General features: G+C 67.5%; 28 protein-coding genes and 1 pseudogene. 18 read left to right on the top strand and 11 right to left on the bottom strand.

Annotated features, from left to right (window positions below; all coding sequences use genetic code 11):
• The first annotated feature begins 69 nt into the window (after positions 1 to 69).
• Positions 70 to 735, top strand: a complete 666-nt coding sequence (locus ACW170_RS08850) for an OmpW/AlkL family protein (RefSeq protein ID WP_492086362.1) — start codon at positions 70 to 72, stop codon at positions 733 to 735.
• 268 nt (positions 736 to 1,003) lie between these two features.
• Positions 1,004 to 1,189, top strand: coding sequence for a hypothetical protein (locus tag ACW170_RS08855; RefSeq protein ID WP_492086363.1), 186 nt, complete (start codon positions 1,004 to 1,006; stop codon positions 1,187 to 1,189).
• Between the two features lie 73 nt (positions 1,190 to 1,262).
• Here ACW170_RS08855 and ACW170_RS08860 read toward each other — a convergent pair whose 3' ends face one another.
• The gene (locus ACW170_RS08860) at positions 1,263 to 1,718 is read right to left on the bottom strand and encodes a hypothetical protein (protein ID WP_492086364.1); all 456 of its coding nucleotides are present in this window, start codon (positions 1,716 to 1,718) and stop codon (positions 1,263 to 1,265) included.
• A 319-nt stretch (positions 1,719 to 2,037) separates the two neighbouring features.
• Between ACW170_RS08860 and ACW170_RS08865 the strand changes: the two genes are divergently transcribed.
• The 5 genes from ACW170_RS08865 to ACW170_RS08885 all read left to right on the top strand — a co-directional run bounded on the left by ACW170_RS08865 (position 2,038) and on the right by ACW170_RS08885 (position 7,848).
• Entirely contained in the window at positions 2,038 to 2,982 is a 945-nt protein-coding gene (locus ACW170_RS08865; protein ID WP_492086365.1) for a DUF808 domain-containing protein, read from the top strand.
• A 76-nt stretch (positions 2,983 to 3,058) separates the two neighbouring features.
• Entirely contained in the window at positions 3,059 to 4,768 is a 1,710-nt protein-coding gene (locus ACW170_RS08870; protein ID WP_492086366.1) for an alkaline phosphatase family protein, read from the top strand.
• A 146-nt stretch (positions 4,769 to 4,914) separates the two neighbouring features.
• Complete coding sequence (pyk, locus tag ACW170_RS08875) at positions 4,915 to 6,360, top strand: pyruvate kinase (RefSeq protein ID WP_492086367.1); 1,446 nt, start codon at positions 4,915 to 4,917, stop codon at positions 6,358 to 6,360.
• A gap of 73 nt (positions 6,361 to 6,433) precedes the next feature.
• Positions 6,434 to 7,471, top strand: a complete 1,038-nt coding sequence (locus ACW170_RS08880; RefSeq protein ID WP_492086368.1) for a DNA adenine methylase — start codon at positions 6,434 to 6,436, stop codon at positions 7,469 to 7,471.
• A 107-nt stretch (positions 7,472 to 7,578) separates the two neighbouring features.
• A complete protein-coding gene (locus ACW170_RS08885; RefSeq protein ID WP_492086369.1) occupies positions 7,579 to 7,848 on the top strand; it encodes a hypothetical protein in 270 nt (89 codons plus the stop codon).
• A gap of 26 nt (positions 7,849 to 7,874) precedes the next feature.
• Here the strand turns inward: ACW170_RS08885 and ACW170_RS08890 are convergent, their stop codons facing one another.
• From ACW170_RS08890 to ACW170_RS08925, 8 genes are all read right to left on the bottom strand, one after another.
• Entirely contained in the window at positions 7,875 to 8,378 is a 504-nt protein-coding gene (locus ACW170_RS08890) for a DUF4262 domain-containing protein (RefSeq protein WP_492086370.1), read from the bottom strand.
• Positions 8,375 to 9,016: a ribonuclease HII gene (gene rnhB / locus ACW170_RS08895; RefSeq protein ID WP_492086371.1), complete on the bottom strand. Its 642-nt coding sequence runs from the start codon at positions 9,014 to 9,016 to the stop codon at positions 8,375 to 8,377. Before rnhB ends, ACW170_RS08890 begins: the two co-directional genes overlap by 4 nt.
• Positions 9,009 to 9,608, bottom strand: coding sequence for a DNA-3-methyladenine glycosylase I (locus ACW170_RS08900; protein WP_492086372.1), 600 nt, complete (start codon positions 9,606 to 9,608; stop codon positions 9,009 to 9,011). The genes rnhB and ACW170_RS08900 overlap by 8 nt, the downstream gene beginning before the upstream one ends.
• 202 nt (positions 9,609 to 9,810) lie before the next feature.
• Positions 9,811 to 10,569, bottom strand: coding sequence for a 3-oxoacyl-ACP reductase (locus tag ACW170_RS08905; protein ID WP_492086373.1), 759 nt, complete (start codon positions 10,567 to 10,569; stop codon positions 9,811 to 9,813).
• 9 nt (positions 10,570 to 10,578) lie between these two features.
• Positions 10,579 to 11,382, bottom strand: coding sequence for a CAF17-like 4Fe-4S cluster assembly/insertion protein YgfZ (ygfZ, locus tag ACW170_RS08910; protein WP_492086374.1), 804 nt, complete (start codon positions 11,380 to 11,382; stop codon positions 10,579 to 10,581).
• 57 nt (positions 11,383 to 11,439) lie between these two features.
• On the bottom strand, positions 11,440 to 12,363 hold the full coding sequence (locus ACW170_RS08915) for an alpha/beta hydrolase (protein ID WP_492086375.1): 924 nt from the start codon (positions 12,361 to 12,363) through the stop codon (positions 11,440 to 11,442).
• 26 nt (positions 12,364 to 12,389) lie between these two features.
• On the bottom strand, positions 12,390 to 13,070 hold the full coding sequence (locus tag ACW170_RS08920; protein WP_492086376.1) for an SdpI family protein: 681 nt from the start codon (positions 13,068 to 13,070) through the stop codon (positions 12,390 to 12,392).
• Positions 13,067 to 13,372 (bottom strand): metalloregulator ArsR/SmtB family transcription factor, encoded by a 306-nt coding sequence (locus tag ACW170_RS08925; RefSeq protein WP_492086377.1) that lies wholly within the window; start codon positions 13,370 to 13,372, stop codon positions 13,067 to 13,069. The genes ACW170_RS08920 and ACW170_RS08925 overlap by 4 nt, the downstream gene beginning before the upstream one ends.
• 147 nt (positions 13,373 to 13,519) lie before the next feature.
• Between ACW170_RS08925 and ACW170_RS08930 the strand changes: the two genes are divergently transcribed.
• The 3 genes and pseudogenes from ACW170_RS08930 to ACW170_RS08940 all read left to right on the top strand — a co-directional run bounded on the left by ACW170_RS08930 (position 13,520) and on the right by ACW170_RS08940 (position 16,966).
• A complete protein-coding gene (locus tag ACW170_RS08930; protein WP_492086378.1) occupies positions 13,520 to 15,691 on the top strand; it encodes a TonB-dependent receptor in 2,172 nt (723 codons plus the stop codon).
• Positions 15,601 to 16,787, top strand: a pseudogene (locus ACW170_RS08935) (PepSY-associated TM helix domain-containing protein). Before ACW170_RS08930 ends, ACW170_RS08935 begins: the two are co-directional and overlap by 91 nt.
• Complete coding sequence (locus ACW170_RS08940) at positions 16,784 to 16,966, top strand: hypothetical protein (protein WP_372705443.1); 183 nt, start codon at positions 16,784 to 16,786, stop codon at positions 16,964 to 16,966. Before ACW170_RS08935 ends, ACW170_RS08940 begins: the two are co-directional and overlap by 4 nt.
• A 6-nt stretch (positions 16,967 to 16,972) precedes the next feature.
• Here ACW170_RS08940 and erpA read toward each other — a convergent pair whose 3' ends face one another.
• On the bottom strand, positions 16,973 to 17,290 hold the full coding sequence (erpA, locus tag ACW170_RS08945; RefSeq protein ID WP_492028093.1) for an iron-sulfur cluster insertion protein ErpA: 318 nt from the start codon (positions 17,288 to 17,290) through the stop codon (positions 16,973 to 16,975).
• A gap of 142 nt (positions 17,291 to 17,432) precedes the next feature.
• Here erpA and ACW170_RS08950 point away from each other — a divergent pair, with 142 nt between their 5' ends.
• The 6 genes from ACW170_RS08950 to ACW170_RS08975 all read left to right on the top strand — a co-directional run bounded on the left by ACW170_RS08950 (position 17,433) and on the right by ACW170_RS08975 (position 23,727).
• Complete coding sequence (locus ACW170_RS08950) at positions 17,433 to 18,623, top strand: deoxyguanosinetriphosphate triphosphohydrolase (protein ID WP_492086379.1); 1,191 nt, start codon at positions 17,433 to 17,435, stop codon at positions 18,621 to 18,623.
• 81 nt (positions 18,624 to 18,704) lie between these two features.
• Positions 18,705 to 19,490 carry an SPOR domain-containing protein gene (locus ACW170_RS08955; protein WP_492086380.1) on the top strand — a complete coding sequence of 262 codons (786 nt, stop codon included), beginning with the start codon at positions 18,705 to 18,707 and terminating at the stop codon, positions 19,488 to 19,490.
• Complete coding sequence (gene nagZ, locus ACW170_RS08960; RefSeq protein ID WP_492086381.1) at positions 19,487 to 20,536, top strand: beta-N-acetylhexosaminidase; 1,050 nt, start codon at positions 19,487 to 19,489, stop codon at positions 20,534 to 20,536. The genes ACW170_RS08955 and nagZ overlap by 4 nt, the downstream gene beginning before the upstream one ends.
• On the top strand, positions 20,533 to 21,351 hold the full coding sequence (locus ACW170_RS08965) for a segregation and condensation protein A (protein WP_492086382.1): 819 nt from the start codon (positions 20,533 to 20,535) through the stop codon (positions 21,349 to 21,351). The genes nagZ and ACW170_RS08965 overlap by 4 nt, the downstream gene beginning before the upstream one ends.
• A 21-nt stretch (positions 21,352 to 21,372) precedes the next feature.
• Positions 21,373 to 22,032: an SMC-Scp complex subunit ScpB gene (gene scpB, locus ACW170_RS08970; RefSeq protein ID WP_492086383.1), complete on the top strand. Its 660-nt coding sequence runs from the start codon at positions 21,373 to 21,375 to the stop codon at positions 22,030 to 22,032.
• 90 nt (positions 22,033 to 22,122) lie between these two features.
• A complete protein-coding gene (locus ACW170_RS08975; RefSeq protein ID WP_492086384.1) occupies positions 22,123 to 23,727 on the top strand; it encodes an ATP-binding protein in 1,605 nt (534 codons plus the stop codon).
• Here ACW170_RS08975 and ispH read toward each other — a convergent pair.
• Complete coding sequence (gene ispH, locus ACW170_RS08980; RefSeq protein WP_267515894.1) at positions 23,699 to 24,670, bottom strand: 4-hydroxy-3-methylbut-2-enyl diphosphate reductase; 972 nt, start codon at positions 24,668 to 24,670, stop codon at positions 23,699 to 23,701. The genes ACW170_RS08975 and ispH overlap by 29 nt on opposite strands.
• A gap of 238 nt (positions 24,671 to 24,908) precedes the next feature.
• Here ispH and ACW170_RS08985 point away from each other — a divergent pair, with 238 nt between their 5' ends.
• Both ACW170_RS08985 and ACW170_RS08990 read left to right on the top strand, forming a co-directional pair.
• Positions 24,909 to 25,268: an AtpZ/AtpI family protein gene (locus tag ACW170_RS08985; protein WP_373997411.1), complete on the top strand. Its 360-nt coding sequence runs from the start codon at positions 24,909 to 24,911 to the stop codon at positions 25,266 to 25,268.
• 6 nt (positions 25,269 to 25,274) lie between these two features.
• Positions 25,275 to 26,060, top strand: coding sequence for a F0F1 ATP synthase subunit A (locus tag ACW170_RS08990; RefSeq protein WP_426026299.1), 786 nt, complete (start codon positions 25,275 to 25,277; stop codon positions 26,058 to 26,060).
• Positions 26,061 to 26,083 lie beyond the last annotated feature (23 nt).

Here is a 26,083-nt window from a genome sequence, read left to right on the forward strand (position 1 = left end):
TGCAGGGGGCGCATCTCCCTCTTCAAGACGCTCGGAACGGGTCGCATGAGGCGGCAGCGGGCGTCGGGGATGAGCAAGATGAAACTGAAAACCCTGATCCTCTCCGCCGTCGCCGCAGCAGCCTTCGCGGCGCCGGCCCTCGCGCAGAGCCCCGCCGCCTGGGAAATGCCCAAGAAGGGCGACTGGATCATCACCGGCCGTGTGACCGACGTCTTCTCCGACGCCGATAACGCCATCACCACCGCCGCCGGCGTCGATTCCGGCCTGAAGGTCGATGTGGGCGACAGCGTCATGCCGACCTTGGGCTTCACCTATTTCCTGACCGACCATCTGGCGGTCGAGGCGATCCTGGGCACGACCAAGCATGAGATCCGCGCCCAGGGCGGGACGACGGACGTCGCCGTGCACGAGACCTGGGTCGTGCCGCCGATCGTGACCCTGCAATATCGCCCGCTGACCGAGGGGCGGTTCAGCCCCTACGTCGGCGCGGGCATCAACTACATGCTGTTCTATAGCGGCGAGGACAAGAACGGCTTCACCGTCGATCTGGACGACGGCTTCGGCTACGCCCTGCAGGCGGGCGCCGATATCGGCATTCAGGGGCCGTGGAGCCTGAATGTGGACGTCAAGAAGGTCTGGTTCAACACCGACGCGGACGTCAACAACGGCGCACTGAAGAGCGATGTGGATCTGGACCCGTGGGTCGTTTCTGTGGGGGTGGGCCGTAAGTTCTAAGAAAAATCGACATCGGAAAATGCGTTTGAAATGGAAGCCCCGTCGGTTCGCCGGCGGGGCTTTCGCTCGTTTGCGGAGGCGCTCGACAAGACGGGCGGCGCGCCGTAGCGAGGGGCGAGTCGGTTGCTGCGACGCAATCTTGGGATACTCGCATGCCTTCCGGCCTGATCGCTCTGCTCGCCAGGTTACACAACGATGCTAACGCCTAGACAGCCTGGCGTTGTGGTGTTTGATTGCTTGTCGAAACCGATGGACCATGAGGATTGCCATGCAGAACGGAACCGCCGCCTTCGCCCTGTCACTCTCGACCCTTAATACGCTCTACGAGCTGAAGATCATATCGATGGAGCAAGCTCAGCAGACGGTAGAGATTGCTATTAAGGCGCTAGATCCTGAGTTGCATGAATCTTGTCGGGCCTTGATCAAAAAAACCATCCCGGCATTTGTTCGTTAGCCTCAAGCTCAACGTTCCGCTGGGCTGCCATAACTTACGGCCCACGCCCAAGGAAACGACCCACGGGCCAGATCTAAATGGCCATCTTGGCCAGTCCGGGGGGCGGCGGGCTAAAAAGGATGGGGCTTTTCGACCTCAACCATCGTGTTGTCGATTGTTCCGCCCCACCTGCGTCATGCGGGGCAAACCCAGCCAGGCGATAAGTCACGCAGGCAGCGTATATCAGGCCAAATAAAGCGTGCGGATCAGTTCCATTTACAAGCGACGGGTCTTCGTAGACGTAGCGCCATTTCTCGAAAGCATGAGCCATCGCTTTCAATTTCAGCCATCCTACCTCAGGTGGGTCTCCAGTGTAGGCGGCATATGCAGAGAGTATTTGCTGTGCCAGGAGATGCGGAAGTTGGTTGAACAGAACTTCTAGATTGTGCCCCCGCGCACTCTGCCCAGAACCAACGAGCAGCGCTTTCAGGTGCAGCTCGACAGCAAAAGCACCGCACGCGAAACCAGCAGGCACGGGTACTATCGTCACCGACCCCTCTCGACAGGGTTCGAAGGCCCTCAGCATCGCTTCGGTAAACTGAAGCCCTTGAATATAGGGACCATAGCTAGGTCCCCTAGCGTCCCTTCCTACTGAAGCCTCCATCACGCATCCTCTATGAAAACGCCCAAACTTCGCACCGCTTGGGAAGAGCCTGCCTAATCCCAGAGCATGGATAAAGCATCGCCCGCGACGTCGCACCCATCCATCCGGCGGGCTTTCGTCCGTTTGCGGAGGCGCTCGACAAATCCGGTGTCGCGCCCTAGGCGGGGTGCGACCGCCTGTCGCGGCGCAATCTGGGGATTCTCGCATGCCTTCCGGTCTGATCGCCCTGCTCGACGATGTGGCGGGGATCGCCAAGATGGCGGCGGCGTCGATCGACGATGTCGGGATGGCGGCCGGCAAGGCCTCGACCAAGGCCGCGGGCGTGGTGGTGGACGATGCGGCGGTGACGCCCCGCTATGTCACCGGCCTGTCGCCCAGCCGCGAACTGCCGATCATCGGCAAGATCGCCCTGGGGTCGTTCCGCAACAAGCTGATCTTCATCCTGCCGGCCGCCCTGCTGCTGAGCGCCTTCGCCCCCTGGGCCATCACGCCGATCCTGATGTGCGGCGGGGCCTATCTGTGTTTCGAGGGCGCCGAGAAGTTGATGGAGGCCTTCGGGCACGCCGGCCATGAAGAAGAGGCCGCCGCCGAGGGCGATCCTGCGTCGCTGGAAAAGGCGACGGTGGCCGGGGCGGTGCGGACCGACCTGATCCTGTCGGCCGAGATCATGGCCATCGCCCTGGCCGACGTCTCGACCCAGCCCATCGTGACCCAGGCGGCGATCCTGGCCGTGGTGGGCGTTGCGATGACTGTCGCCGTCTATGGGGTCGTGGGCCTGATCGTGAAGATGGACGACATCGGCCTGCATCTGGCCGAGCGTCCCAATGGCGGAGTGCGCGCTCTGGGACGGGGCCTGGTCAAGGGCATGCCGGTGGTTATGAGCGCCCTATCGGTCATCGGCACGGCGGCGATGCTGTGGGTCGGCGGCGGCATACTCGTGCACGGGACGCATACGTTGGGCCTGCACTGGCCAGCCGAGCCGCTGGAGCATCTGGCCCATGCGGTCGGGGCCGCGACCGGACCGCTTCACAGCGTGGCCAGCTGGGCGGTGACGGCTCTTGGTTCGGCCGTCGTCGGCGTGATCGTGGGGGGAATGATCGCCGTGCTGATTCATCAACTGGGGCGGCTGCGGTCCACGCCCGCCCACTGACCTCGCGACCGCTCGGCTGTCATGCGATTGCCATCGCCGGCCCTTAGAGCGCCTGCCTGAATATCGGAGTAAGCCCATGTCCCTGTCGCGCACCACGGTTGCGGCCCTGGCCGCCCTTTCATTGGGGGCCGCCGCCGTCCCGGCCATGGCCCAGATCGAGGCCCCGCAGGGGGCCGCTCCGGCAACGGCCCATGCGGCCCTGACGCCGCCGAAGCTGATCGTGACCATCGTGGTGGACCAGTTCAGCGCCAATCTTTTCGATCAGTATCGCGGTCGCTACACCGGCGGCCTGCGCCGAATGGCGGACCAGGGACTGGTGTCGATCAATGGCTATCAGACCCACGGCCTGACCGAGACCTGCCCTGGCCACTCCACGATCCTGACCGGCGTGCATCCGACCGAGACCGGCATCCCGGCCAATGACTGGATCGACGGCAAGACCGGCAAGGAAGTCTATTGCCTGGCCGCTCCCGCCAACCATCTGGCCCACGGACGCGACGATACCGACAATGGTCCAGTCGGCCCGGAACAGCTGCGCGCCACGACCCTGGGCGACTGGTTGAAGGCCGTCAGCCCGCAGAGCAAGGTCGTCGCCGTGTCCGGCAAGGACCGGGGCGCGATCAACCTGGCCGGCCATCAGGGCCAGGCCTTCTGGTTCACCGAGGGTTTCGGCCTGACCACCTACGTCGAGCCGGGCGAGACGGCGCAGGCCAAGCTGGCGCCGGTCGCGGACTTCAACAGCGGGTTCCGGGCGTGGGCGTCGGCGACCCCGGTGGCGTGGGATTACGCCCATGACCAGTGCCGGGCCCTGGCCGGCGACTGGACCATTCGCGGCCAGACCTTCCATTCGACCCTGCCGCCGGCGGGGTTGAAGTTCGACACCTCGCCCCTGCTGGACGAACAGACGCTGAAGGCGGCCGAATATCTGCTGGACAGCCAGAAGCTGGGGCAGGGGGCGGCGACCGACATGCTGGGCGTCAGCCTGTCGGCGACGGACCGGATCGGCCACATGTACGGCACCCAGGGGCCGGAGATGTGCGAGCAGATGCTGCGGCTGGACGCGGCCCTGGGCGCGTTCCTGGACCGGTTGGCCCAGGTTCCCGGCGGCGCCTTGGTGGTGCTGACGGCTGACCATGGGGGATCGGACTTCGTCGAACGCCTGCACGACCACGGCTATCCGCATGCGCGCCGCGCCGATCTGGCCGCGATCCAGGGCGTGAACGACGCGCTGAAGGCCCGGTTCAACCTGACCGCCGACCCGTTGCAGGCCGGGGGCAGCGGCCTGATGGTCGCCGACGCCCAGCACCGGTCGCTGCCCGACCCGCTGCGGACCCAGGTCGCCGAGGCGGCGGTGGAGATGCTGCGCGTCCTGCCGGACGTGGCCTTCGCGGAGACCCGCGACCGGCTGCTGGCCGAGCCTTTGCCGGACAGCCGCCAGCCGGAGATGATGAGCCTGCGCGAGCGGATGCGCCTGTCCACCGTGGCGGAGCGGTCGCCGGACATTCAGTTCGCCTGGGCCCAGAACGTCACGGCCGGCGGTCGGGTCGGCTCGACCCTGGCCGGGCATGGCACGCCGTGGGAGTATGACCGCCGGGTGCCGATCCTGTTCTGGTGGCCCGGCGCGACCGGTGAAGAACGGTTTCTGCCCATCCGCACCATCGACATCGCCCCGACCCTGGCGCATGTGATGGGGGTGGCGGCGCCCAAGGTCGAAGGTCGCTGTATCGACCTGAACGGCTTCGCTGTGGCCGATTGTCCGGCGACGGAGACGACCCCGGCGCGATAAACTCCTGTTTCGCACCCGTAAACTCATGTTTCCCAGCGGGGGCGTGGCCTTACGTCGGGACAGTTTCATCGGCAGAAGGGGGCAAATCGTCCTAGGCTAGAGTTCTCGAAGCCGGGCGACCCAGAAACGAACAGGAAGCGTCCCCCATGAACAGAGCCCGCCGCGCCCGCATCGTCGCGACCCTGGGGCCTGCGAGCCGCGCCCCCGGCACGGTCAAGGCCCTGGCCCAGGCCGGGGTGGACGTCTTCCGCCTGAACTTCAGCCACGGCACGCACGAAGACCACGCCGCCGCCCTGAAGGCCGTGCGCGGCGCCGAGATGGCGCTTCAGCGTCCGCTGGGCGTGCTGGCCGACCTGCAGGGGCCAAAGCTGCGGCTGGGCCGGTTCAAGGATGTCGAGATCGCGGTCAAGCCGGGTCACAAGATGCGGTTCGACCTGGACCCGACGCCCGGCGACGAAACCCGGGTGCAGATGCCGCACCCCGAGATCTTTAAGGCCCTGCGCACCGGCATGCTGTTGCTGCTGGACGACGGGCGGGTGCGGCTGCGGGTCAATGACCGGACCGACGACTGGGCCGATGTGACGGTCGAGAGCGGCACGAAACTGTCGGACCGCAAGGGCGTCGCCGTTCCCGAGGCCGTCATCCCCGTCTCGGCCCTGACCCCCAAGGACCGCGAGGACCTGGCCTTCGCCCTGCGTCAGGGCGTGGACTGGGTGGCGCTCAGCTTCGTGCAGAAGCCCGAGGACATGGCCGAGCTGAAGCGGATCGTGAACGGTCAGGCGGCCTGTCTGGCCAAGATCGAGAAGCCGGCGGCTCTGGCCGATCTGGAGGCCATCCTCGACTATTGCGACGGGGTCATGGTGGCGCGCGGCGACCTGGGGGTCGAACTGGACCCCGAGGACGTGCCGGTGGCGCAGAAGCAGATCGTGCGCGCGGCCCGTAACCGCGGCGTGCCGGTGATCGTGGCGACCCAGATGCTGGAGTCGATGACCAGCGCGCCTTCGCCGACCCGCGCCGAGGCCACCGACGTGGCCAATGCCGTCTATGAGGGGGCGGACGCCCTGATGCTGTCGGCCGAGACGGCCTCGGGCGACTATCCGCTGGAGTCCGTCGAGATCATGAGCCGGATCATCGAGCGGGTCGAACGCGATCCGATGTGGCCCAAGCTGATGGGCGCCGAACACGCCGGCATGGACGAGCATGACGTGGACGCCCTGGTCGGGGCGGCGGCCATGGCGGCCAGCGCGCCGTCGACGGGCTGTCTGGTGGTCTACACCACCCTGGGCGGCACCGCCCGGCGGATGGCGCGCGAGCGGCCGCTGAAGCCGATCCTGGTGTTGACGCCCAATGCGAACACGGCGCGTCGACTGGCCCTGGTCTGGGGTCTGGAGCCGCGTCTGGGCGACCAGCCCTCGTCGCTGGAGGACGTTACCGACGACGCCGTCAACGGGGCGGTCAAATATGGCCTGGCCGAGCCGGGGCAGCGGATCCTGATCCTGGCGGGCACGCCGTTCGGCGCGCCCGGCGCGGCCAATCTGCTGCGTCTGGCCCATGCCCCGGCGGCCAAGGCGGCGCCCCGAAAGAAGGGCTGAAGCCGCCCCAAGGCCAAGCCTCTGGCTTAGCCGGACGATCCGGCTACTGTATGCGGATGAATCGGCGGTCCGCATGATCAAATATATCGGCTCCAAACGCGCCCTTTTGGGGCATGTGACCGGCGCCGTGGCGGGGGTGTTGCCGCAGGGCGGGCGGGTCTGCGATCTGTTTTCGGGCACGGCGCGGGTCGGTCATGCGCTGAAGAAACAGGGGTTTCAGGTCTGGTCGAACGACCACAACGCCTATGCCCACACCCTGGCGACCGCCTATGTCCAGGCGGATCGCGAGCGCTGGATCGAGCGGGCCGAGGCGGTGCTGGCCGAACTGCGGACGGTTGCGCCGCAAGCCGGCTGGTTCACCCAGGCCTTCTGCCACGACGCCCGCTATTTCCATCCCGACAACGGGGCGCGGATCGACGCCATGCGCGACCGGATCGAGACCTTGGGCCTGGAGCCCGAGCTGAAGGCGATCGCCTTGGTCAGTCTGATGGAGGCGGCCGACCGGGTCGATTCCACGGCCGGGGTGCAGATGGCCTATATGAAACAGTGGGCCCCGCGGGCGCTGAAGCCGTTGGAGCTGCGTCTGCCCGACCTGCTGCCGTCGGTCGGGGCGCCGTGCCGGGCGACGCAAGGCGACGCCGTCGAAATGGCCGAACAGGTGGAGGCGGACCTGGTCTATCTGGACCCGCCCTACAACCAGCATTCCTACCTGGCCAACTACCACTGCTGGGAAAGCCTGGTGCTGTGGGACCGGCCCGAGACCTATGGGATCGCCAACAAGCGGGTGGATGTGAAGACCCGTAAGAGCGCCTTCAACAGCCGGCCCGGCATCGGCCCGGCCCTGCGTTCGGTGGTCGAGCGGATCAAGGCGCCGAACCTGATCGTCAGCTTCAATGACGAAGGCTATCTGAGCCGGGCGGACCTGGTGGAGATGCTGTCGGCGCGGGGCCATGTCCAGGTGGTCGAGATCGCCCATCCCCGCTACGTCGGCGCCCGCATCGGCATCCATAACCCCAAAGGCGAGAAGGTGGGGCAGGTGGGGCGGTTGCGGAACGTCGAACATCTGTTCGTGGTCACGGACCGGCCAGTCGAACTGCCCGTCGCGGCCTGACGTCAGGTCAGCTTGCGTCGGGAACCCGAGTCGGCGGGCGCCGTTGATCAACCATGCAACCGCCCGTCACACATACCGGAATTCCCGCCCGCGAAGAGGATTACCGCGTGCGCCCGGCAGCCGAGCCCAAGTCGTGGGTGTCGGATCAGCCAGTTGAGGCGCTGGGGGCGGACGCTGCGGCCTGGCCTGATAAGGGTGCGCGGCTGTACACCCACAATGTGGAACACTTCGCTCGCGCTGAAGCGGCGCCGCTGGAGATGGCGGAGCCTGACGTCGAGCCCACGGTGAGCCCCCCGCCCCATTGGATGATCATGATCGCCGGCGCCGCCGTCGCCGCCCTGATGGGCGCGCTGCTCGGCGGGATGATGCATATCTGAGGGCGCGCTCCGTATCGAGCGTGTCGTCAGTAAGACAGGGCGGCGCGCCATCCGTTTTCAGTCAGGTCGGGCTGATCGTTAGCAAATGCGGGGTCGAAACCTATTTCCCAGGTGAATAGCCCGGCGCGATCAGGCCAGACAATCTGAAGACAGGGAAAGTCGTCCTTGCCGTAAAACCAAAGGCTAGAGCCAAGGTATTCGGTATAGAATCGCTTCGCGACGGGAAACACATAGGCGGGCAGGTTGCCGAAAACGCGGTCAGTGCGTGTGCTGAGTTTCAGAGGGTGACCGTCTCGCGCGTCGCGGAAAAGATCCCAGAAAATGTCATGCGCCGTTTTGGAGGGCAAGCCGAACATGATAACTTCCGGCCGGCTGGTGGTAAGCCAGTACCCTGTGGAATATGAAAAGCTGGGGCCTTGTTCGTCCCCGGAGACGCTTGTGTTGAACCAGCCGTGCTTGCGGACATTATCGACAAAGTCCCGTTCATAGCTGTTGAGTGCGTCACGCGATGCGTCGAGCGCCGTTCTCATGTTCTTTCCAAAAGGGTTCGGATCGGCGCCCAGCTACGCCGATGGGCGGGACAGGGGCCTAGGCTTTTTAGCGCGGCCTGGTGGACGGGCGCGTTGTAGCCCTTGTGCCCGGCGAAGCCATAGCCGGGGTATTGGGCGTCCAGTTCGATCATCAGTCGGTCGCGCGCGGTCTTGGCCAGGATCGAAGCGGCTGCGATGGACAGGGACAGGCCGTCGCCGCCGACCACGGTCTGGATCTCGCAGGGCAGTTTGAACCGATAGTTTCCATCCACCAGGGCCGCGACCGGCGGAACCGACAGGGCCTCGATGGCGCGGCACATGGCCAGGCCGGTGGCGTGCAGGATGTTCAGGTCCTCGATCTCCTCCACCGAGGCGAAGCCGACGCCCCAGGCGACGGCGCGGGCCTTGATCTCAGGCTCGAGGGCCGCGCGGCGCTTTTCGGTCAGGGCCTTGGAGTCGTCGATGCCCGGCGGCAGGTCGTCGGGGTTCAGGATCACCGCCGCCGCCGACACCGGCCCCGCCCACGGCCCGCGCCCCGCCTCGTCCACGCCGCAGACGGGGCCGTTGACGCGCTGGATCAGCACGGTCTCGAGCGCGAGGGTAGGGAAGGCTTTCGGATTCGCGGGGGCTTTAGCCATGGCCCGCCATCGCACGAACCTGGGCGTGACGGAAGCAGGTCGTCTGGTGGTCGTTGACCATGCCCACGGCCTGCATGAAGGCATAGACGATGACCGGGCCGCAGAAGTTGAAGCCGCGCTCCTTCAGGGCCTTGGCCATGGCGACGGACTGTTCGGTCTGGGTCGGGGCCTGGCGGTAGTCGGCGAAGGGGGTGTGGATCGGCTCGCCGCCGACGAAGGACCAGAGCCATTCGGAGAAGTCCTCTCCGTTGTCGCGCATCTCCAGCCAGATCTGGGCGCCGCGGATGGCGGCGTTGATCTTGGCGCGCGAGCGGATGATGCGGGGGTCGCCCAGCAGGCGCTGGATGTCGGCCTCGTCATAGCGGGCCACGATCTCGGGGTCGAAGCCGTCGAAGGCGTCGCGGATGCCCTCGCGTTTTCGCAGGATGGTGATCCAGGCGAGGCCGGCCTGGAAGCCGTCGAGGACCAGCTTTTCCCACAGGGCGCGGGGGTCGCGTTCCGGCACGCCCCATTCGGTGTCGTGATAGGCGATGTAGAGCGGGTCGGTGGTCCCGCACCAGCCGCAGCGGCCCGAGGCGTGTGAGTCGGTCATGCGGCGATGTTGCCGGTTTGGTCGGCGTGAGGGAAGGAGCGCGACCCTCTCCCGCTTGCGGGAGAGGTGGCCCGGCGTCCGCGCAGCGGACCAGGGTCGGAGAGGGGAGTGTCGCTCAAAGGAAGACTTCCCCCATCGTCAGGCGTGTCGCTTCGCGCCACGACCTGCCACTTCCCCCGCAAGCGGGGGAAGGTCTTGAGGCTCAATCCCTGACCAAACCCCCGTCGACCACCAGGTTCTGACCCGTCACCGCACGGCTCCAGGGGGAGGCGAAGAACAGGGCGGCGTCGGCGAATTCCTCCGGCGTCGTGACCGACCGCAGCGGGGTCATGCCGGCGATGAAGTCGAAGACGGCTTCCGGCGTGGCGGCGCTGGCGTCGGTGGTGCGCAGCAGGCCGCCGGAGACCATGTTGACGGTGACGCCGTCGGGGCCCAGGTCGCCGGCTGCGGTGCGGGTCAGGGACAGGAGCGCGGCCTTGGCGGCGGTGTAGTCGTGATAGGGCACGACCGGGTTCTGGAACAGGTTGGTGCCGATGTTGATCACCCGCCCGAACCGACCGGCGGCCATGCCCGGCGCCGTGGCCTGTATGGTGTTCAGGGCACCGCGCACGACGGTCGAGAACTGGGCCGCCAGTTCGTCCCAGCCGATGTCGGTCATCTGCGACCGGGCGTCGCCGTTGAAACTGTAGTCCAGGGCGTTGTTGACGACGGTGGTGATCGGGGCCCCGAAATGGGCCTGTGCGGCGGCGACCAGGGCGTCGACGGCGGCGCGGTCGGTCACGTCAGCCTGGAGGGCGATGGCGCGGTCGCCGATCTCGGCCGCCAGGGCGGTCGCGGCCTCGCCGCTGGCGCGCCAGTTGATGATCACGCGCGCCCCTTCACGCGCGAAGGCGCGGACGGCGGCGGCGCCGACGCCGCGCGCGCCGCCGGTGACGAGGACGATCTGGTCGGCGATCTTCATGGGAGGGACTCAGTCGGTTGAGGAGGGAAGGACGTCCTGACCCATCCAGGCGGGTTTGCGCAAGCGCACCGGGCGGCCCTCGACGGTCAGGTCGCCGTCGAGACGGTCGATGCGCAGCAGGGCCATGGCCGAGCCGTCGCGACCCGACAGCACCTCGCCCGCGCGCAGTTCGCCCTTCAGCACCTCGGCGCCGAAGGGGGGCGGGGGGCCGTCGAAGTCCAGGGCCAGCATGCGGTTCTTGATCGAGCCCCGCCGTTTCATCCGCGACGTCGTCTCCTGGCCGACGAAACAGCCTTTCTGGAAGTCGATGCCGTTCAGCAGGTCGAAATCGGCCTCAATCGGATAGGTCTTGTCCTGCGGGGCGTCGGCGGTCGGATCGGGGACGCCGACCGACAGGCGGTGGGCGTCATAGTCGGCCTCGGTCGCGTCCGCAGCCGCTTCGCCGTACAGGCGGCCGCCCATCAGGGGCGTGCGGGGGTCGGGAATGAAGCCGGCGGGGGCGTCCGGCCAGGCGGCGAAGACCGGGCGGTCGTCGGCGGCGACCTGGACCTTGGCGCGGAGCTTGTACATCGACAGCCGCTGGATCAGGGCCTCGCGGCGCTCGGCGGCCACGTCCAGCAGAACCCCTTCGGCCTCGCCCAGGATGAACAGGTCGAACAGCAGCCGGCCGGGCGGGGACAGCAGGGCGCCGAACCGCAGTTCGCCGTCGCCCAGCGTCTCCACATCCTGGGTCAGCAGATCGTGCAGGAAGGGCCTGGCCTCCTCGCCCGTGGCGGAGATGAGGGCGCGGGAGGAGAGGCGGGCGATAGGCATAGCGCCAAGATAGGGACGCGCAGGCCTGGGCTCCAGACCTGTTGTCGCCGCAAGCCGTCAGTGGGGCGTTCGGGCCTGGATGAAGGCGGCCACATCCTCGACCACGCCCGGCGCAAGGGGCAGGTCGGGGTTGGAATAGGCGGCGATGTTTGCGGCCCGGTCGGCGGGGGCGGTCTTCAGCACATGATTGACGCCATCCCACAGTTTCAGCGTCGCCTGCGGATCGGCGGCGGCCAGGGCCTGGGCGTCCGCGACGCCGACCTGGATGTCGGTGGTCCCCTGGCCGATGAAGACGGGGCCGCCGTAAGCGGCGATCAGGGCGGCGGGGTCCAGAGGCAGCCAGGAGATCAGATAGGGCTGGACCGACGGACGGAACAGGGCGGCCAGGGCGGGCGGCGTATCGGCGACGGTGCGGCCGGCCTCCAGTTCGGTCAGGGCGGAAAAGGCCTGGGCCTTCATCGGTTCCGGCAAGGCGGCCAGTTGTTCGCGAATGACCACGCCCGCCGGACGGCCGGCGCCGGACAGCAGCAGCAGGCCGCAGACCTTTTCGTCGCCGCCCTCGACGGCCTTCAGGGCGATAAGGGCGCCCTCGCTGTGGCCGATCAGCCAGGCGCAGGGCTTGCCGGCGCGGCCGGCGGCCTCGGCGGCCCAGGCGCGGGCGTCGGCGACATAGGCGTCAAAGCGCAGATCGAACTCATCTCCTCCGGCCGCCGCGCTCTGGCCGACGCCTCGCTTGTCGATGCGAAGAGTGGCGATCCCCTGCGCCGCCAGCCCGTCCGCCAGCAGGCGGTAGGTCGAAGCTGAGACGCCGAGAGGATTGTTTCCATCCCGATCCGTCGGGCCGGAGCCGGGCAGGATGACGGCGACGGCGCTGACGTTCTCAGGCGCCATCAGGGTTCCGTGCAGGGGCGCGGGCTGGGCGGGCAGGGCGATCTCGGTGGAGACCGGGCCGGCGAGCAGGGCGAGGGTCAGCATCAACATGGCGGTCTCCTTATGTTGGATGAGGTTCAGAAGGGCTGGCGGTCGGGATCGCTGCGCCAGACGCGCCAGCTCTCGAAGACCGACAGGGCGGCGACGATCAGGGCGGCCCCCGTCAGCGACAGGGCGCCCAGCGGCTGGGGCGCGAGGGGGGCGGCGATTAGGCCGGCGAGGCCCAACAGGCAGAACAGACGCCCCGCCAGTCGGTTGGAACGGTCCCAGGCCAGGCGGCTCTTGTAGCTCCAGGGCGTGCGGACCCCGACCAGCGGATTGGGCGCGACCCGCCCGAGGAAAGCGCCCAGGACCAGAAGGATCAGCGACACCCCCGCCATGGTCACGACCGGCCCGGTCTCGACCGTGGCGTTGCCCAGCCCCGCCCAGCTGATCAGCAGGCCGATCGTGGTGAAGACGAACAGGGTGATGCCCTGACCGATCCGCAGGGAACGACCGCGCGAGGCGTCGCCCTGGGATACGGCTCGCATGGCGCCTAGGCTCAATCCGGCCACGGAGATGAAGCCGATCAGCGTCATGCCGCCGAGGAAGGTCGCGAACTCGACCCGGCTGCCCCAGCGATCGACCTCCCAACTACTGTTCCAGTGCATCGGCATCGGCGTGGTCGGCCCGTTGAAGCCGACGTGCAGGGCGAAGGCCGCCTGGATCGCGAAGACGGCGAGGGTGAAATAGTCCAGCAGCGACAGGCGGTCCTTCATCGACGGGGCTCCTTTTGGGTCACGGGCAGGACTTCGGCGGCCTCGCCCGTGCCGACGATGTCCATCAGAAAGGCCATGGCCTCTTCGACCGCAGAGATTTCCAGCCGATAGCGAATAGTCTGGCCCTCGCGCTCGGGACTGACGAGACCGGCTTCCTTCAGGGCGTTGAGGTGGCCGGTGATCGTCGGCCAGCTCATGTCGAAGCCGGCGGCGATGTCGCCGGAGGCCAAAGGACCGGCGCGCAGCATGGCGATGATGCGACGGCGCACCGGATGCGACAGGGCTTTGAACAGGGTGTTCATAGGAAAGGCCCTAATTAGGGGATGGGCTAATTGCAAGAGAGGGTGCGGCAAGACGCGCGGAGGCGAGACAAGGTGCGCCATTGCAAAGCAATCGCATCAAGGCGTATGAGCCGCCTCTTCCTTGATCTTGAGAATATTTTGCAAACCATGGCTCGCTCGACCCGCCGTCTCGCCTGCGCCGCCAGCCTGCTGGCCCTCACTGTCGCCACGCCCGCCCTGGCCCAGCAGGCGGCGACTGCGCCCGCCGAGCTGGAGGAGATCGTCGTCACCGGCTCGCAGGTGCGGCTGACCAGCGTGGCGGCCGGCGGGCAGGTGGCCACGGGCGGGCGGGTCGGTCTGCTGGGCAATATGGATGTGATGGACACGCCCTATTCGACCAGCAACTACACCGAGAAACTGATCCGCGATCAGCAGGCGCGCGGCATCGGCGACGTGCTGCAGAACGATCCGACGGTGCGGGTGTCCAAGGGGTTCGGCAATTTCCAGGAGCTGTATGTGATCCGGGGCTTCCCGGTCTTCTCGGACGACATGAGCTACAACGGCCTGTACGGCGTGCTGCCGCGCCAGTTCGTGGCGGCCGAACTGATCGAGCGGGTCGAGGTGTTTCGCGGCGCCAGCGCCTTTCTGAACGGCGCCGCGCCGGGCGGGACGGGCGTGGGCGGGGCCTTCAACCTGACGCCCAAGCGCGCCGGCGAACCCCTGACGCGTCTGACCGCCGGGGTGTCGGGCAATGACGAGATCTACGCCGCCGCCGATCTGGCCCGTCGCTTCGGGGCCGAGGAAGAATGGGGCGCGCGCCTGAACCTGGTCAGCCGCGACGGCGAGGGCTCGGTGGAGAACGAGAACGGCCAGCTGCGCGTGATCGGCCTGGGCGTCGACCGCCGGGGCGACCGCGCCCGCTTCTCGGCCGACCTGGGCTGGCAGGACCATCGCATCGACGCGCCGCGTCCGACCGTCACGCCTTCCGGCGGGGTTCCCGAGGCGCCCTCCGCCGACAAGAACTTCGCCCAGCCCTGGACCTATACCGATGAGGAACAGCTGTTCGGCGCCGCGCGCGGCGAGTTTGACATCACTGACAGCGTCACCGCCTGGGCGGCCTTCGGCGGGCGTCAGGGCAAGGAAGACAATGTCCTGGCCAACCCGACCGCCCAGGCCGACGGAACCCTGAGCGCCTATCGGTTCGACAATGTGCGCGAGGACACGGTCTGGTCGGGCGACGTCGGGGTGCGCGCCGACGTGACCACGGGCCCGGTGGAGCACCGTCTGGTGGTGTCGGCCTCTCAGGTGCAGTCGAAGTCCAGGAACGCCTACGCCTTCTCGAACTTCTCGGGCTTCGCCAGCGACCTGTACAATCCCGTCTTCGTCGCAGCCCCGACCCCGGACTTCTTCGTCGGCGGCGATCTGGATGATCCCAACGTGACGGAGCGGGTCCGCAACTCTTCGGTCGCCGTGGCCGACCGCCTGTCGTTCCTGAACGGCCGGTTGCTGGCGACCGTGGGCGTCCGCTATCAGGAGATCAAGACCGGCTCCTACGACTACAACACCGCCGCCGGGCTCTCGTCCTATTCCAGCGACGCGACCACGCCGGCCTTCGCCCTGGTCTACAAGCCCAGCGACAAGATCTCGCTGTACGCCAACTATGCTGAGGCCCTTGTGCCCGGCACGACGGCGCCGGCGGTGGTCAATGGCGTGACGGTCGAGAACGCCGGCGAGGTCCTGTCGCCCTTCCGCGCCGAACAGGCCGAGGTCGGCGCCAAGTATGACGCCGGGTCGTTCGGCGGTACGCTGAGCGTCTTCCGCACCACCCTGCCGAGCGCCTATTTCGATCCCGACACCGCCGTCTACTCCGACGGCGGCGAGCAGGAGAACCAGGGCGTCGAACTGACCGTCTATGGCGAGCCGGTCGCCGGCCTGCGCCTGATCGGCGGCGCGACCTGGTTGGAGGCCGAGATCAACCGCTCGCTGACCGCCGCGAACGCGGGCAAATCCGCCATCGGCGTGCCGGACTTCCAAATCAACGCCAATGTCGAATGGGATGTGCCGATGGTCAGCGGCCTGACGCTGGAGGGCCGTGCGGTCCATACCGGCGCGCAGCCCGCCAATGCGACCAACACGCTGGAGCTGGAAGAATGGACCCGGTTCGACGCCGGCCTGCGCTACGCCTTCGTCGCCGGCGGCAAGGATCTGACGGTGCGGGCGCGGGTCGAGAACCTCGCGGACGAGGACCAGTGGGTCGCCGTCGGGGGCTATCCGGGTTCGAACTATCTGACCCTGGGCGCGCCGCGCACCTTCCGCCTGTCGGTCTCGGCGGAATTCTGATCGGATGAAGACGCGGACGATCCGCGCCTGGTCCTGGACGCACAAATGGTCGAGCCTGGTCTCCACGCTCTTCCTGCTGATGCTGTGCGTCACGGGCCTGCCGCTGGTCTTTTCCCATGAGATCGAAGAGGTCTTGTTGGAGCAGGCGTGGACGCCGGCCAATCCGGGCGGACCGCTGCTGAGCCTGGACGAAGTGCTGGCCGCAGGCCTGGCGCTTCACCCGGGCGAGGTCCCCGCCTTCATGAGCTTCGACGAGGACCGGCCGGTGGTGAACGTCACCAGCGTGGATCCGAACGGCCCGGCCGGCGCCTACAGCTTCGAGCCGATCGACCAGACCAGCGGGGCAGTGGCCCCGCCGGTGGCGGGCCATCCGGTGATGGAGTTCCTGCTCCAGCTGCACACCGACATGTTCCTGGGCCTGCCGGGCATGCTGTTCCTGGGCCTGATGGGTCTGATGCTGATCGTGGCCGTGGTGTCGGGGGTGGTGCTGTACGCCCCCTTCATGCGTCGGCTGCCGTTCGGCACGGTGCGCGCGGCCAAGGCGGCGCGAACGCGGTGGCTGGACTATCACAACCTGTTGGGCGTGGTGACCGTGGCCTGGGTGCTGGTGGTCGGGGCGACGGGCGTGGTCAACACCCTGGCGACGCCGATCCTGGCCTATTGGAAGAACACGGCGCTGAAGGAACTGACCGTCGCCTATGACGCCCCGGCGCTGGCGGGTGAGCGGGCCTCGCTGGATGCGGCGGTGGAGCGGGCGAAACAGGCCCTGCCGGGCATGACGCTTCAGTTCGTGGCGTTTCCGGGCACCGACTATTCGACCGATCACCATTACGCCGTCTTCTTCCACGGCGACACGCCGCTGACGACCCATCTGACGACGCCGGCCCTGATCGACGCCCGGACCGGGGCGCTGGCGGCGGTGGCCCCGACGCCCTGGTATGTGAAGGCCCTGTCGCTGTCGCAGCCGCTTCACTTCGGCGACTATGGCGGGCTGGGGCTGAAAATCCTTTGGGCGCTGCTGGACCTGGCGACCATCGCCATCCTGGGGTCCGGCCTCTACCTCTGGCTGGTCAAGGGACGGCGGAAACCGGCATGAGCCGCAAGGACCTGACTATCTGGGCCATCTTCGGAGCGCCCGTCGTGGTCTTCGTGCTCAGCCTGACGGGGCTGATCGGCGCCCTGCTGGGGGACGGCGTCTGGGATGCGGTCTTTTCGGCCCTGCTGGCCTCGACCGTGATCGTCACCGTCTGGGCCTTGATCCGACGCCGACGGTGACCGGGTTCAGATCGAGAAGCTGACGCCGCAGCCGCAGCTGGAGGCGGCATTGGGGTTGCGGACCACGAACTGGGCGCCGGCCAGTTCGTCGACATAGGCGATCTCGGAATTCTTCAGGAAGGGGACCGAGACGGGGTCGATCAGGGCGGTCTGGCCGTCGGCCTGGATGCGCAGGTCGTCGTCCTCGGCCGTCTCGACCAGTTCGAACCGGTACTGGAAGCCCGAACAGCCGCCGCCGTCCACCGCCACGCGCAGCATCAGGCTCTTGCCCTCGGCCGCGCCCAGTTTGGCCAAGCGTTTGGCGGCGCTGGCGGCCAGGACTATGCCTTCCGGCGCGCGCGTGGCGACCGTAAAGGCGGGTGTGGACGGTTCTGTGGATTGGACGGTGCTCACGGCTGTCTATATGAGGCGCGCAAGGGCGTTCGCAAAGGGCCGCCCGCATCAAACCAGCCTCAAAGTTGATGACTTGAGCCAGACACCTCTCGCCTCCTACGCCGAACGCGCCGATCTGACCAAGGGGCGCCGCTTCTTCGAGCCGCCCAGCCGGACCCGCACAGCTTTCGCGCGGGACCGCGACCGCATTATCCATGCGACGGCTTTTCGGCGCCTGAAGGAAAAGACCCAGGTCTTTGTCGCGCATGAGGGCGATCACTATCGCACCCGCCTGACCCATTCGCTGGAAGTGGCTCAGATCGCGCGGTCCCTGGCCCACGCTCTGAGGCTTGACGACGACCTGGCCGAGACGGTGGCCCTGGCCCACGATCTGGGCCATCCGCCCTTCGCCCATGCGGGCGAGGACGAACTGGTCATCCAGATGGCCGACCACGGCGGCTTCGACCACAATGTCCAGAGCTTCCGCGTCGTGACCGAGCTGGAGAACCGCTATCCGCAGTTCGACGGCCTGAACCTGAGCTGGGAGACGGTCGAGGGGGTCATCAAGCACAATGGCCCGGTGTCGCACCGGCTGGACGAGCCGGCCTGGTCGGTGGTGCGGCCCTACCGGACGGGCGGGGAGGCGGGCTGGGATCTGCGCCTGGGCACCTTCGCCTCGCTGGAGGCCCAGTGCGCCGCCATCGCCGACGACATCGCCTATAACAACCACGACGTGGATGACGGGGTGCAGGCGGGGCTAATCACCCTGCAAGACCTCGATCAGGTGCCGCTGATCGGACCCATGCTGGCCGAGGTGCGGCGCGACTGGCCGGCCATCGACGACCGGATGCTGCGGATCGAGGCCGTGCGGCGGATGATCGGCGTCATGGTCGAGGACGTCCTGGCCGAGACGGCGCGGCGGCTGGAAGAGGACCGGATCGGCTCGACCGAGGATGTGCGCACGGCGACGCGGACGATGGTGGACTTCTCGCGGTCGATGCACGCGGACCTGGCCGTTCTGCGCAAGTTCCTGTTCGAGCGGATGTATCGCCACTACCGGGTCAACCGGACGCGCAGCCAGGCGCGGCGGGTGCTGTCGCAACTGTTCGAACTGTTCATGGCCGAGCCGGAGGTGATGCCGCCGGAGTGGGGTGTGCCCGCCCTGACCGAGGATCGAACCCAGAGGGCGCGCGCGGTGTGCGACTATATCGCCGGGATGACCGACCGCTATGCGATAGAAGTCCACCAGAAACTGTTCAGCCTCGACCTGGCGCTCGATCTGTGATTCGAAAGACGGCGGCGGGGCGTTAGACTAACCGTTCGACGCGCCGATTCGCGGCGTCGGACAGAACGGCGGAGCGCGACCATGTCTTTCGATGACGACAACCGACCCGGCCAGGGCGCCTATACGCCCCCGACCGACGATGACCTGCCGTTCCGTCGCAACTCCTATGATCCGCGCGCCGGCGGTGGCGGCGGTCGCAATGTCGGGTCGGGCGGGGGCAAGTCGCCGCCCGTGACCCTGATCGTCAGCGCCGTGATCCTGCTGGTGCTGATCATCGCCGTGATCTTCTTCTACCGGTCCGGCATGCGCGCCTCGACCGACGCCCCGCCCGCCGTGGGTCAGCCCGTCGGCGAGATGAAGACCGCCGCGCCGGTCGACGCCCAGCCGGTCGATCCGGCGGCGGGCGTCCGCGTGTATCGCGACGAGGCCGAGACCACCGACGCCCCCGTGACCTTCACCCCGCCGCCCGAGGCGCCTCAGCCGCGTCCGGCCGCGCCCCCGACCGCCGCTCCGACCGGCCAGGGCCTGCCGACGGCCGCCCCCGCGCCCCGTCCCGCCACCCCGGCGCCCAAGACCGAGGCCCCGACGTCCGCCGCTCCGGCCGCGACGGCCCCCGCCGCCGCCAGCGGTTCGGCCTCGGTCCAGATCGGCGCCTTCTCCTCGACCGAGATCGCCGACCGGGAATACGCCGCCGTCGCCGGCCGCTTCGGCCAATATGCGTCGGGCGCCGAGAAGCGCGTTACCGAGGTGACCTCGTCCAGCGGCTCGACCCTGTACCGCACCACCTTCACGGGCCTGTCGCGCGAGCGGGCGGTCGCCTTCTGCAACGCCCTGAAGGCCGCTGGGCGGGATTGCATCGTTCGGTGACTTCCGCCGCCATTTACGGCTGCGCAGGCCACCGGCTGACGGAGGATGAACGCGCCTTCTTCGCCGAGGCGCGGCCGTGGGGCTTCGTGCTGTTCCGGCGCAACATCGACAGCCCGGAACAGGTGCGGGCCCTGACGGACGAGCTGCGCGCTGCGATCGGCGACGTCGACGCGCCGATCCTGATCGACCAGGAAGGCGGGCGGGTCCAGCGGATGGGGCCGCCTCACTGGCCCAAATACCCGCCGGGCAATGCCTATCTGAAGGCGACGAATGACCCGATGGAGGCGCGCGAATTGGCGCGGCTGGGCGCGCGGCTGATGGCGCATGATCTGCGCGAGGTCGGGATCAATGTCGATCTGCTGCCGGTGCTGGACGTGCCGGTGCCCGGGTCCCACGACATCGTCGGCGACCGCGCCTATGGCCAGGATCCGGCCACGGTCGCCCTGCTGGGTCGTGCGGCGGCGGAGGGCCTGCTGGCCGGCGGGGTCCTGCCCTGTATCAAACATATGCCGGGCCACGGCCGAGCCTTCGCCGACAGCCATAAGGACCTGCCGACGGTCCACGCCGATTTCGACACGCTCGACGCCTGGGACTTCGCGCCCTTCAAGGCGCTGTCGGACATGCCCTGGGCCATGACGGCGCACATCGTCTTCACCGCCGTCGACAAGAAGCGCCCGGCGACCCAGTCGAAGAAGGCGATCAAGATGATGCGGGGGCATCTCGGTTTCTCCGGCCTGATCATGAGCGACGACCTGTCGATGCAGGCTCTGAGCGGATCTCTGGGCGAGCGGGCGTATCAATCCTTGAAAGCGGGCTGCGACGTGGTGCTCCACTGCAACGGCGACCTGGCCGAGATGCAGGCCGTGGCCGAGGCGACAGGCAAGCTGAAGGGCAAGGCGAAGGCCAGGGCCGAGGCGGCGATGGCGCGGATCGTCCGTGTTCCGGAGCCCCTCGATCCGGTCGCGGGGCACGAACGCTTCTTCCGGGCGATGGCCGGCAAGATGGACGCGGCGAAAGGACCGGACGTGGGGGAGGCGCAGGCGTGAGAGAGGCGTTTCAGCCGAACCTCGACTTCAACGCTGAGGAGGTCGAGGAACGCGAAGCCTTCGTCGTCGATCTGGACGGCTATGAGGGGCCGCTGCACGTCCTGCTGGCCCTGGCTCGGACGCAGAAGGTCGATCTGCTGAAACTGTCGATCACCCGGCTGGCGGAACAGTATCTGGCCTTCGTGCACGAGGCGCGGCGGCGCAACTTCGCCCTGGCGGCCGACTATCTCGTAATGGCGTCCTGGCTGGCCTATCTGAAGTCCCGCCTGCTGCTGCCGCGCACCGAAAAGGACAAGGGCGAGGAGCCGCCGGCCGAGGCCATGGCCGCCGCCCTGGCCTTCCGGCTGCAGAAGCTGGAGGCCATGCGCAAGGCGGTGGACCAGCTTTTGGCCCGGCCCCAGCTGAAGCGCGACGTCTTCACCCGCGGCGACCCCGAGGCGACGGTGATCGTTCCGTCCGACCGGATCGACGCCAGCCTGTATGACCTGATGAGCGCCTATGTGACCCAGCGCCGGCGCGAGGAGTCGCGGCGCTATTCGCCCGGCCAGCGGGTCGAGGCCTTTCCGCTGGAGGCGGCGCGCGACTGGCTGCGCGAGATCATGCCCCGTCTGGCGGATTGGACCCCGCTGGATCAGGTAGCGCCCCATCGCGACGACGCGGACGGTCCCAGCCAGGCCAGCTATACGGCCTCGACCCTGTCGGCCAGCCTGGAGCTGGTGAAGGAGGGCGCCATGGACATTCGCCAGACGGCGCCGTTCGCGGACCTGTATCTGAAGCGGCGGGGAGAAGGGCATCCGCTGGAGCTGACGCCGTGATGCGCGGATTGACGAGGGCCCATGTCTGACCTCTCCTTCAAACCCGACGATGGCGAGATCGAGCGCCGGGTCGAGGCCCTGCTGTTCGCCGCCGCCGGGCCGTTGAGCGCCGCCGAGATCGCCGCCCGCCTGCCGGAAAACGCCGACGTCGCCCGCGCCCTGTCGGGTCTGCGCGCCCGGTACGAGGGGCGGGGCGTCGAGCTGGATTGCGTCGCCGACCGTTGGCGGTTCCGGACGGCGGCGGACCTGGCCTTCATGATGACCGAGGAACGCGAGGAGCCGCGTCGTCTGTCCAGGGCCGCGCTCGAGACCCTGGCCATCATCGCCTACCACCAGCCCGTCACCCGCGCCGAGATCGAGAGCGTGCGGGGCGTCACCCTGTCCAAGGGCACGCTGGACCTGTTGCTGGAGATGGGGTTCGTGCGGCTGCGCGGTCGTCGGCGCACGCCGGGGCGGCCCGTCACCTACGCCACCGCCGACCGGTTCCTGGAACATTTCGGTCTGGCCAGTCTGTATGATCTGCCGGGGGTGCAGGAGATGAAGGCCGCCGGGCTGCTGGATCTGTCGCTGCCCGTGGGCTTCGAACTGCCTGATCCGGGCCGCACCGACGCCACCGAGGATGAGGGGCCCGTCATGGACGACGACGCGCCCGAGTTCGCCCAGGACTTCGTCGGCGACTAGGTGGCGATTAGGGGGAAGCCCCTATAGCTCCATTAACGAGGGTCTAGCGCATACCGCCGTTAGCTTGCGGCAGTATACGGGGGACGCGGCGTGAAGTCAGATTTGACCGGTTTCCGGATCGTTGCCGTGCTGATGCTGGCGGTCGTCGTCGGCATGATCGGCGTGCTGAGCATTGTCAGCAAGGGCATCGACGACCATCAGCGTGCGCGGGAACAGGCTGTGGTCGGTCTCAGACTGGCCCGCGTCGTTGAGACCGTCGGCGAGGATTTGGCGCCGGTGACGATCTGGGACGAGGCGGTGCGGGAGTTGAGCGCACCGACCACCGCATCGTGGTTCGACCGCTTTGTGGGCGGCTTCTACACCTCCCGCTACGGACATCTGGCGACCCTGAGCTATGATCCGTCAGGTCGCCTCCTTCGAGCCAATCATGCCGATCGGCCGCCGCATGCGGATGAAACCGACCCTATGTCGCGTGCGGCCCGCCCCTTGGTCGATCAACTCGCGGCCCAAGCCCGAAACCGTGATCGTTCGACCCACGGCGCGGCGGCGGCCCTGCTGAAGACGAGCTTCATCGATGTCGACGGCGTCATCTATGTGGTCGGGGTCTCGACCGTGGTTCGTCACACCCCGGCCGGCGTCGTTCCCGCAGCGGATCCCATCATAGCGTCGTTCAAGGCGTTCGAGCCCGAGGTGCAATGGCTCCGTACCCGTCTGGGCCGGTCCGACGCCCACTTTCAAGCAGGGACCCAGCCGATCGACGGCATGACGGGGATCACCATCTTCGACCCCGCAGGCCGTCCACTCGGCCAGGTCGTCTGGACCCCCGAGCGCCCCGGCTACAGTATCCTGACCCACGCATTGCCGCTTCTGTTGCTGATGATGGCCTTGCTGGCGGCGGGCGGCGGCTTGCTGATGTGGCGGATGTTGACGGACATGCGGCGTCTGCGGGCCTCGGAGGCGGCGTTGTCCGCCGCCCTGGAACACGCTGAGGCGGCGAACGCGGCCAAGACCCGCTTCCTGTCCAACGTGAGCCACGAACTGCGCACGCCGCTGAACGGCGTGCTCGGCATGGCCGAAATCCTGGGCCAGGACGTTCTTACGCCCCGGCAGCGGGAACGACTCAACGTGCTGAAGGAGTCCGGCAACCGCCAACTGCGGTTGATCGAAGACTTGCTCGACGTCGTCAGACTGGGTGACGGCGTCGTGACGCTGGACGAACGTCCCTTCCGACCCGTCTCCCTTCTACGCGGTCTTTATGGCGATCACCGCAGCGAAGCCTCAGCCAAAGGGCTGAAATTGAGGGTCGATGCGGTCGAGGGTGAATGGATCGGGGATGTCGTGCACCTGGAGAAGCTGCTCGGCGCCCTGGTTCACAACGCCATCCGATTTACCGTTTCGGGCGAGGTGATCGTGCGCGCGCTGGATCTCGACGGCCTGACCTTCGAGGTTCAGGACACGGGGCCGGGCATGACCAAGGCGGAAGCGGCGGTTTTGTTCGACGCCTTCGTCCAGGGCGACGACAGCAGCACCCGCACCGCCGAGGGGCTTGGGTTGGGCCTGACGGCGGCCAATGGGCTGGCGCGGCTGATGGGCGGCCGGATCGAGGTCGAAAGCAGCCCGGGCTGCGGCAGTCTGTTCCGCGTCACCCTGCCGCTGGCGCCTGCGCTCAGGTCGTCAACAGCCGCGGCAGCTTGAAGGTCACGGTCTCGCGCGCGCCGCCGTCCTCGGTCACCGTGGCGTCGAACCGTTCGGCGATGGCGTCCACCAGGGCGGCGATCAGAGGTTCAGGCGCTGACGCTCCGGCGGTGACGCCCACCGTCTGAACCCCGTCGAACCAGCTCCAGTCCACCTGGGAGGCGTCATCGACCAGCCGGGCGTCGCGGGCGCCGGCGCGCATCGCCACCTCGACCAGCCGGGCCGAGTTGGACGAGTTCTTGGACCCGACCACCAGCACCAGTTCGCAGCCCTCGCCCAGCACCTTGACCGCGTCCTGGCGGTTGGTGGTGGCGTAGCAGATGTCTTCCTTGTGCGGGTCGGGCAGTTCGGGGAAGCGTCGCTTCAGCACCTTCAATATGCCCGCCGTGTCGTCGACCGACAGGGTGGTCTGGGTCGCATAGGCCAGGGGCGCGTCGCCCGGCCGCTCGAACGATTCGGCGTCGGCCTCGGTCTCGATCAGGCTGATGGCGCCCGGCGGCAACTGGCCCATGGTGCCGATCACCTCGGGGTGGCCGGCGTGGCCGATCAGGATGATGTGGCGGCCTGCGGCATGATGACGCTCGGCCTCGACATGGACTTTGGACACGAGGGGGCAGGTGGCGTCGAGGAACAGCAGCTGGCGCGCCTGGGCGTTGGCGGGCACGGACTTGGGCACGCCGTGGGCCGAGAAGACGACCGGCCGGTCGTCCGGGCATTCGTCCAGTTCCTTGACGAACACGGCCCCCATGGCCTTCAGCCGCTCGACGACGTGGCGGTTATGGACGATCTCGTGGCGCACATAGACGGGGGCGCCGAACTTCTCGATGGCGCGCTCGACGATCTGGATCGCCCGGTCCACCCCGGCGCAGAAGCCGCGCGGCGTCGCCAACCGCACCGCGATGGGGCGGCGTTCGGGCGAGGGGGAGGGGACGTGCATGTTCATGGCCGCCAACCTAGTCGTTCGCGCGTCATATCGCCATGCGGAGCGAGCGAATCCCCGCCCTCAGACAGCGACGCATCGCCACGGTCACGCTGTTTTGGACGAAAGATCATGCCGAACAAAGATTTAGCTTCGAGTCACGACGCCTTGACCAACCGGCCGCTCACGATTAGTTTCCGCGCCGAATTCAGACCCGCCCGAACAGCTTGTTCAGGCGCTGAGCGCACAGGTCCTGTCCCCCATGTCGGAATCGCGCGAAGAGGCGATCAAACGCCTCCAAGACAGCGCATCCGCATTGGAGGCGCGGACGACGGCGGAGAAATCCGCCGAGCTGACCGGCCATCAGGTGGCGGGGCAGGCCTACAAGATCATCGCCGAGCTTCTCGGCGGGGTTCTGATAGGTCTGGCGTTCGGATTTATCGCGGATTGGGTCTTTGGGACCCGGCCGTGGGGTTTGATCGGCGGGGTCCTGTTGGGCTTCGCCTTGTCGATTTACATGGCGCGTCGCACAGCAAACCGGCTGATGGCGCAGGCCAAGGCGTTAGGGACACCGGCTCCGGCCGATCCTTACGTCGAGGCCGACGAAGACGGGGAACGATAGGGCTTCATGGCCGATCCGATTCATCAGTTTCAGATTCAGAAGGTCATCGACCTTCCTGACGTGACCCTGCCTGTGCTGGGCACGGTCGATTTGGCCGTGACCAATTCACACATCGCCATGACGGCCGCCTTCGTCGTGATCGTCGGTTTCCTGGCCGCCGTGACCTCGAACGCCAAGGTCGTTCCGGGCCGCTTGCAGGCCGCCGGCGAAGGCCTGTTCGGCCTCATCGACAATCTGGCCGACTCGATCATCGGTCACGAAGGCCGCAAGTATTTCCCGTTCGTCTTCACCCTGTTCGTCCTGATCCTGGGCATGAACATCCTGGGTCTGTTCCTGACCTTCACGGCGACCTCGCAGCTTGCCATCACGGTCACCTTCGCCCTGATCACCTTCGGCCTGGTGCTGGTCGTCGGCTTCGCCAAGAACGGCCTGGGCTTCTTCAAGCTGTTCTGGCCCATGGGCGCGCCGCTGGCGCTGCGCCCGGTCGTCGGCCTGATCGAGTTCGTCTCCTTCCTGCTCCGTCCGGTTACCCTGGCGCTTCGTCTGTTCGGCAACATGCTGGGCGGCCACGTCGCGCTGAAGATCTTCGCCGGCTTCGTCGTTTCGCTGGGCCTGTTGGGTCTGGGCGGCGGCGTCGGCCTGCTGGCCTTCCCGGTTGCGGCCCTGTCGCTGGGCATGGTCGTGGCGCTGACCGCGCTGGAGTTTCTCGTGGCCTTCCTCCAGGCCTTCGTTTTCGCCGTTCTGGCCTGCATCTATCTGAATGATGTGGTCAACCTGGACCACGCCCACTAAGGGCCGGACCAGTCTCTTCACCC

This window comes from Brevundimonas sp. FV2ps16, assembly GCF_058681075.1.

Coding starts and splice junctions, on each gene's coding strand:
- ACW170_RS08985 (WP_373997411.1), top strand. CDS start 24,909: ATGTCGGAATCGCGCGAAGAGGCGATCAAACGCCTCCAAGACAGCGCA.
- ACW170_RS08905 (WP_492086373.1), bottom strand. CDS start 10,569: ATGAAGATCGCCGACCAGATCGTCCTCGTCACCGGCGGCGCGCGCGGC.
- ygfZ (WP_492086374.1), bottom strand. CDS start 11,382: ATGCCTATCGCCCGCCTCTCCTCCCGCGCCCTCATCTCCGCCACGGGC.
- ACW170_RS08890 (WP_492086370.1), bottom strand. CDS start 8,378: ATGAGAACGGCGCTCGACGCATCGCGTGACGCACTCAACAGCTATGAA.
- ACW170_RS08940 (WP_372705443.1), top strand. CDS start 16,784: ATGAGCCGCAAGGACCTGACTATCTGGGCCATCTTCGGAGCGCCCGTC.
- ACW170_RS08925 (WP_492086377.1), bottom strand. CDS start 13,372: ATGAACACCCTGTTCAAAGCCCTGTCGCATCCGGTGCGCCGTCGCATC.
- ACW170_RS08855 (WP_492086363.1), top strand. CDS start 1,004: ATGCAGAACGGAACCGCCGCCTTCGCCCTGTCACTCTCGACCCTTAAT.
- ACW170_RS08870 (WP_492086366.1), top strand. CDS start 3,059: ATGTCCCTGTCGCGCACCACGGTTGCGGCCCTGGCCGCCCTTTCATTG.
- rnhB (WP_492086371.1), bottom strand. CDS start 9,016: ATGGCTAAAGCCCCCGCGAATCCGAAAGCCTTCCCTACCCTCGCGCTC.
- ACW170_RS08850 (WP_492086362.1), top strand. CDS start 70: ATGAGCAAGATGAAACTGAAAACCCTGATCCTCTCCGCCGTCGCCGCA.
- ACW170_RS08920 (WP_492086376.1), bottom strand. CDS start 13,070: ATGAAGGACCGCCTGTCGCTGCTGGACTATTTCACCCTCGCCGTCTTC.
- ACW170_RS08900 (WP_492086372.1), bottom strand. CDS start 9,608: ATGACCGACTCACACGCCTCGGGCCGCTGCGGCTGGTGCGGGACCACC.
- ACW170_RS08990 (WP_426026299.1), top strand. CDS start 25,275: ATGGCCGATCCGATTCATCAGTTTCAGATTCAGAAGGTCATCGACCTT.
- ACW170_RS08865 (WP_492086365.1), top strand. CDS start 2,038: ATGCCTTCCGGTCTGATCGCCCTGCTCGACGATGTGGCGGGGATCGCC.
- ACW170_RS08880 (WP_492086368.1), top strand. CDS start 6,434: ATGATCAAATATATCGGCTCCAAACGCGCCCTTTTGGGGCATGTGACC.
- ACW170_RS08930 (WP_492086378.1), top strand. CDS start 13,520: ATGGCTCGCTCGACCCGCCGTCTCGCCTGCGCCGCCAGCCTGCTGGCC.
- ispH (WP_267515894.1), bottom strand. CDS start 24,670: ATGAACATGCACGTCCCCTCCCCCTCGCCCGAACGCCGCCCCATCGCG.
- ACW170_RS08955 (WP_492086380.1), top strand. CDS start 18,705: ATGTCTTTCGATGACGACAACCGACCCGGCCAGGGCGCCTATACGCCC.
- pyk (WP_492086367.1), top strand. CDS start 4,915: ATGAACAGAGCCCGCCGCGCCCGCATCGTCGCGACCCTGGGGCCTGCG.
- ACW170_RS08915 (WP_492086375.1), bottom strand. CDS start 12,363: ATGTTGATGCTGACCCTCGCCCTGCTCGCCGGCCCGGTCTCCACCGAG.
- scpB (WP_492086383.1), top strand. CDS start 21,373: ATGTCTGACCTCTCCTTCAAACCCGACGATGGCGAGATCGAGCGCCGG.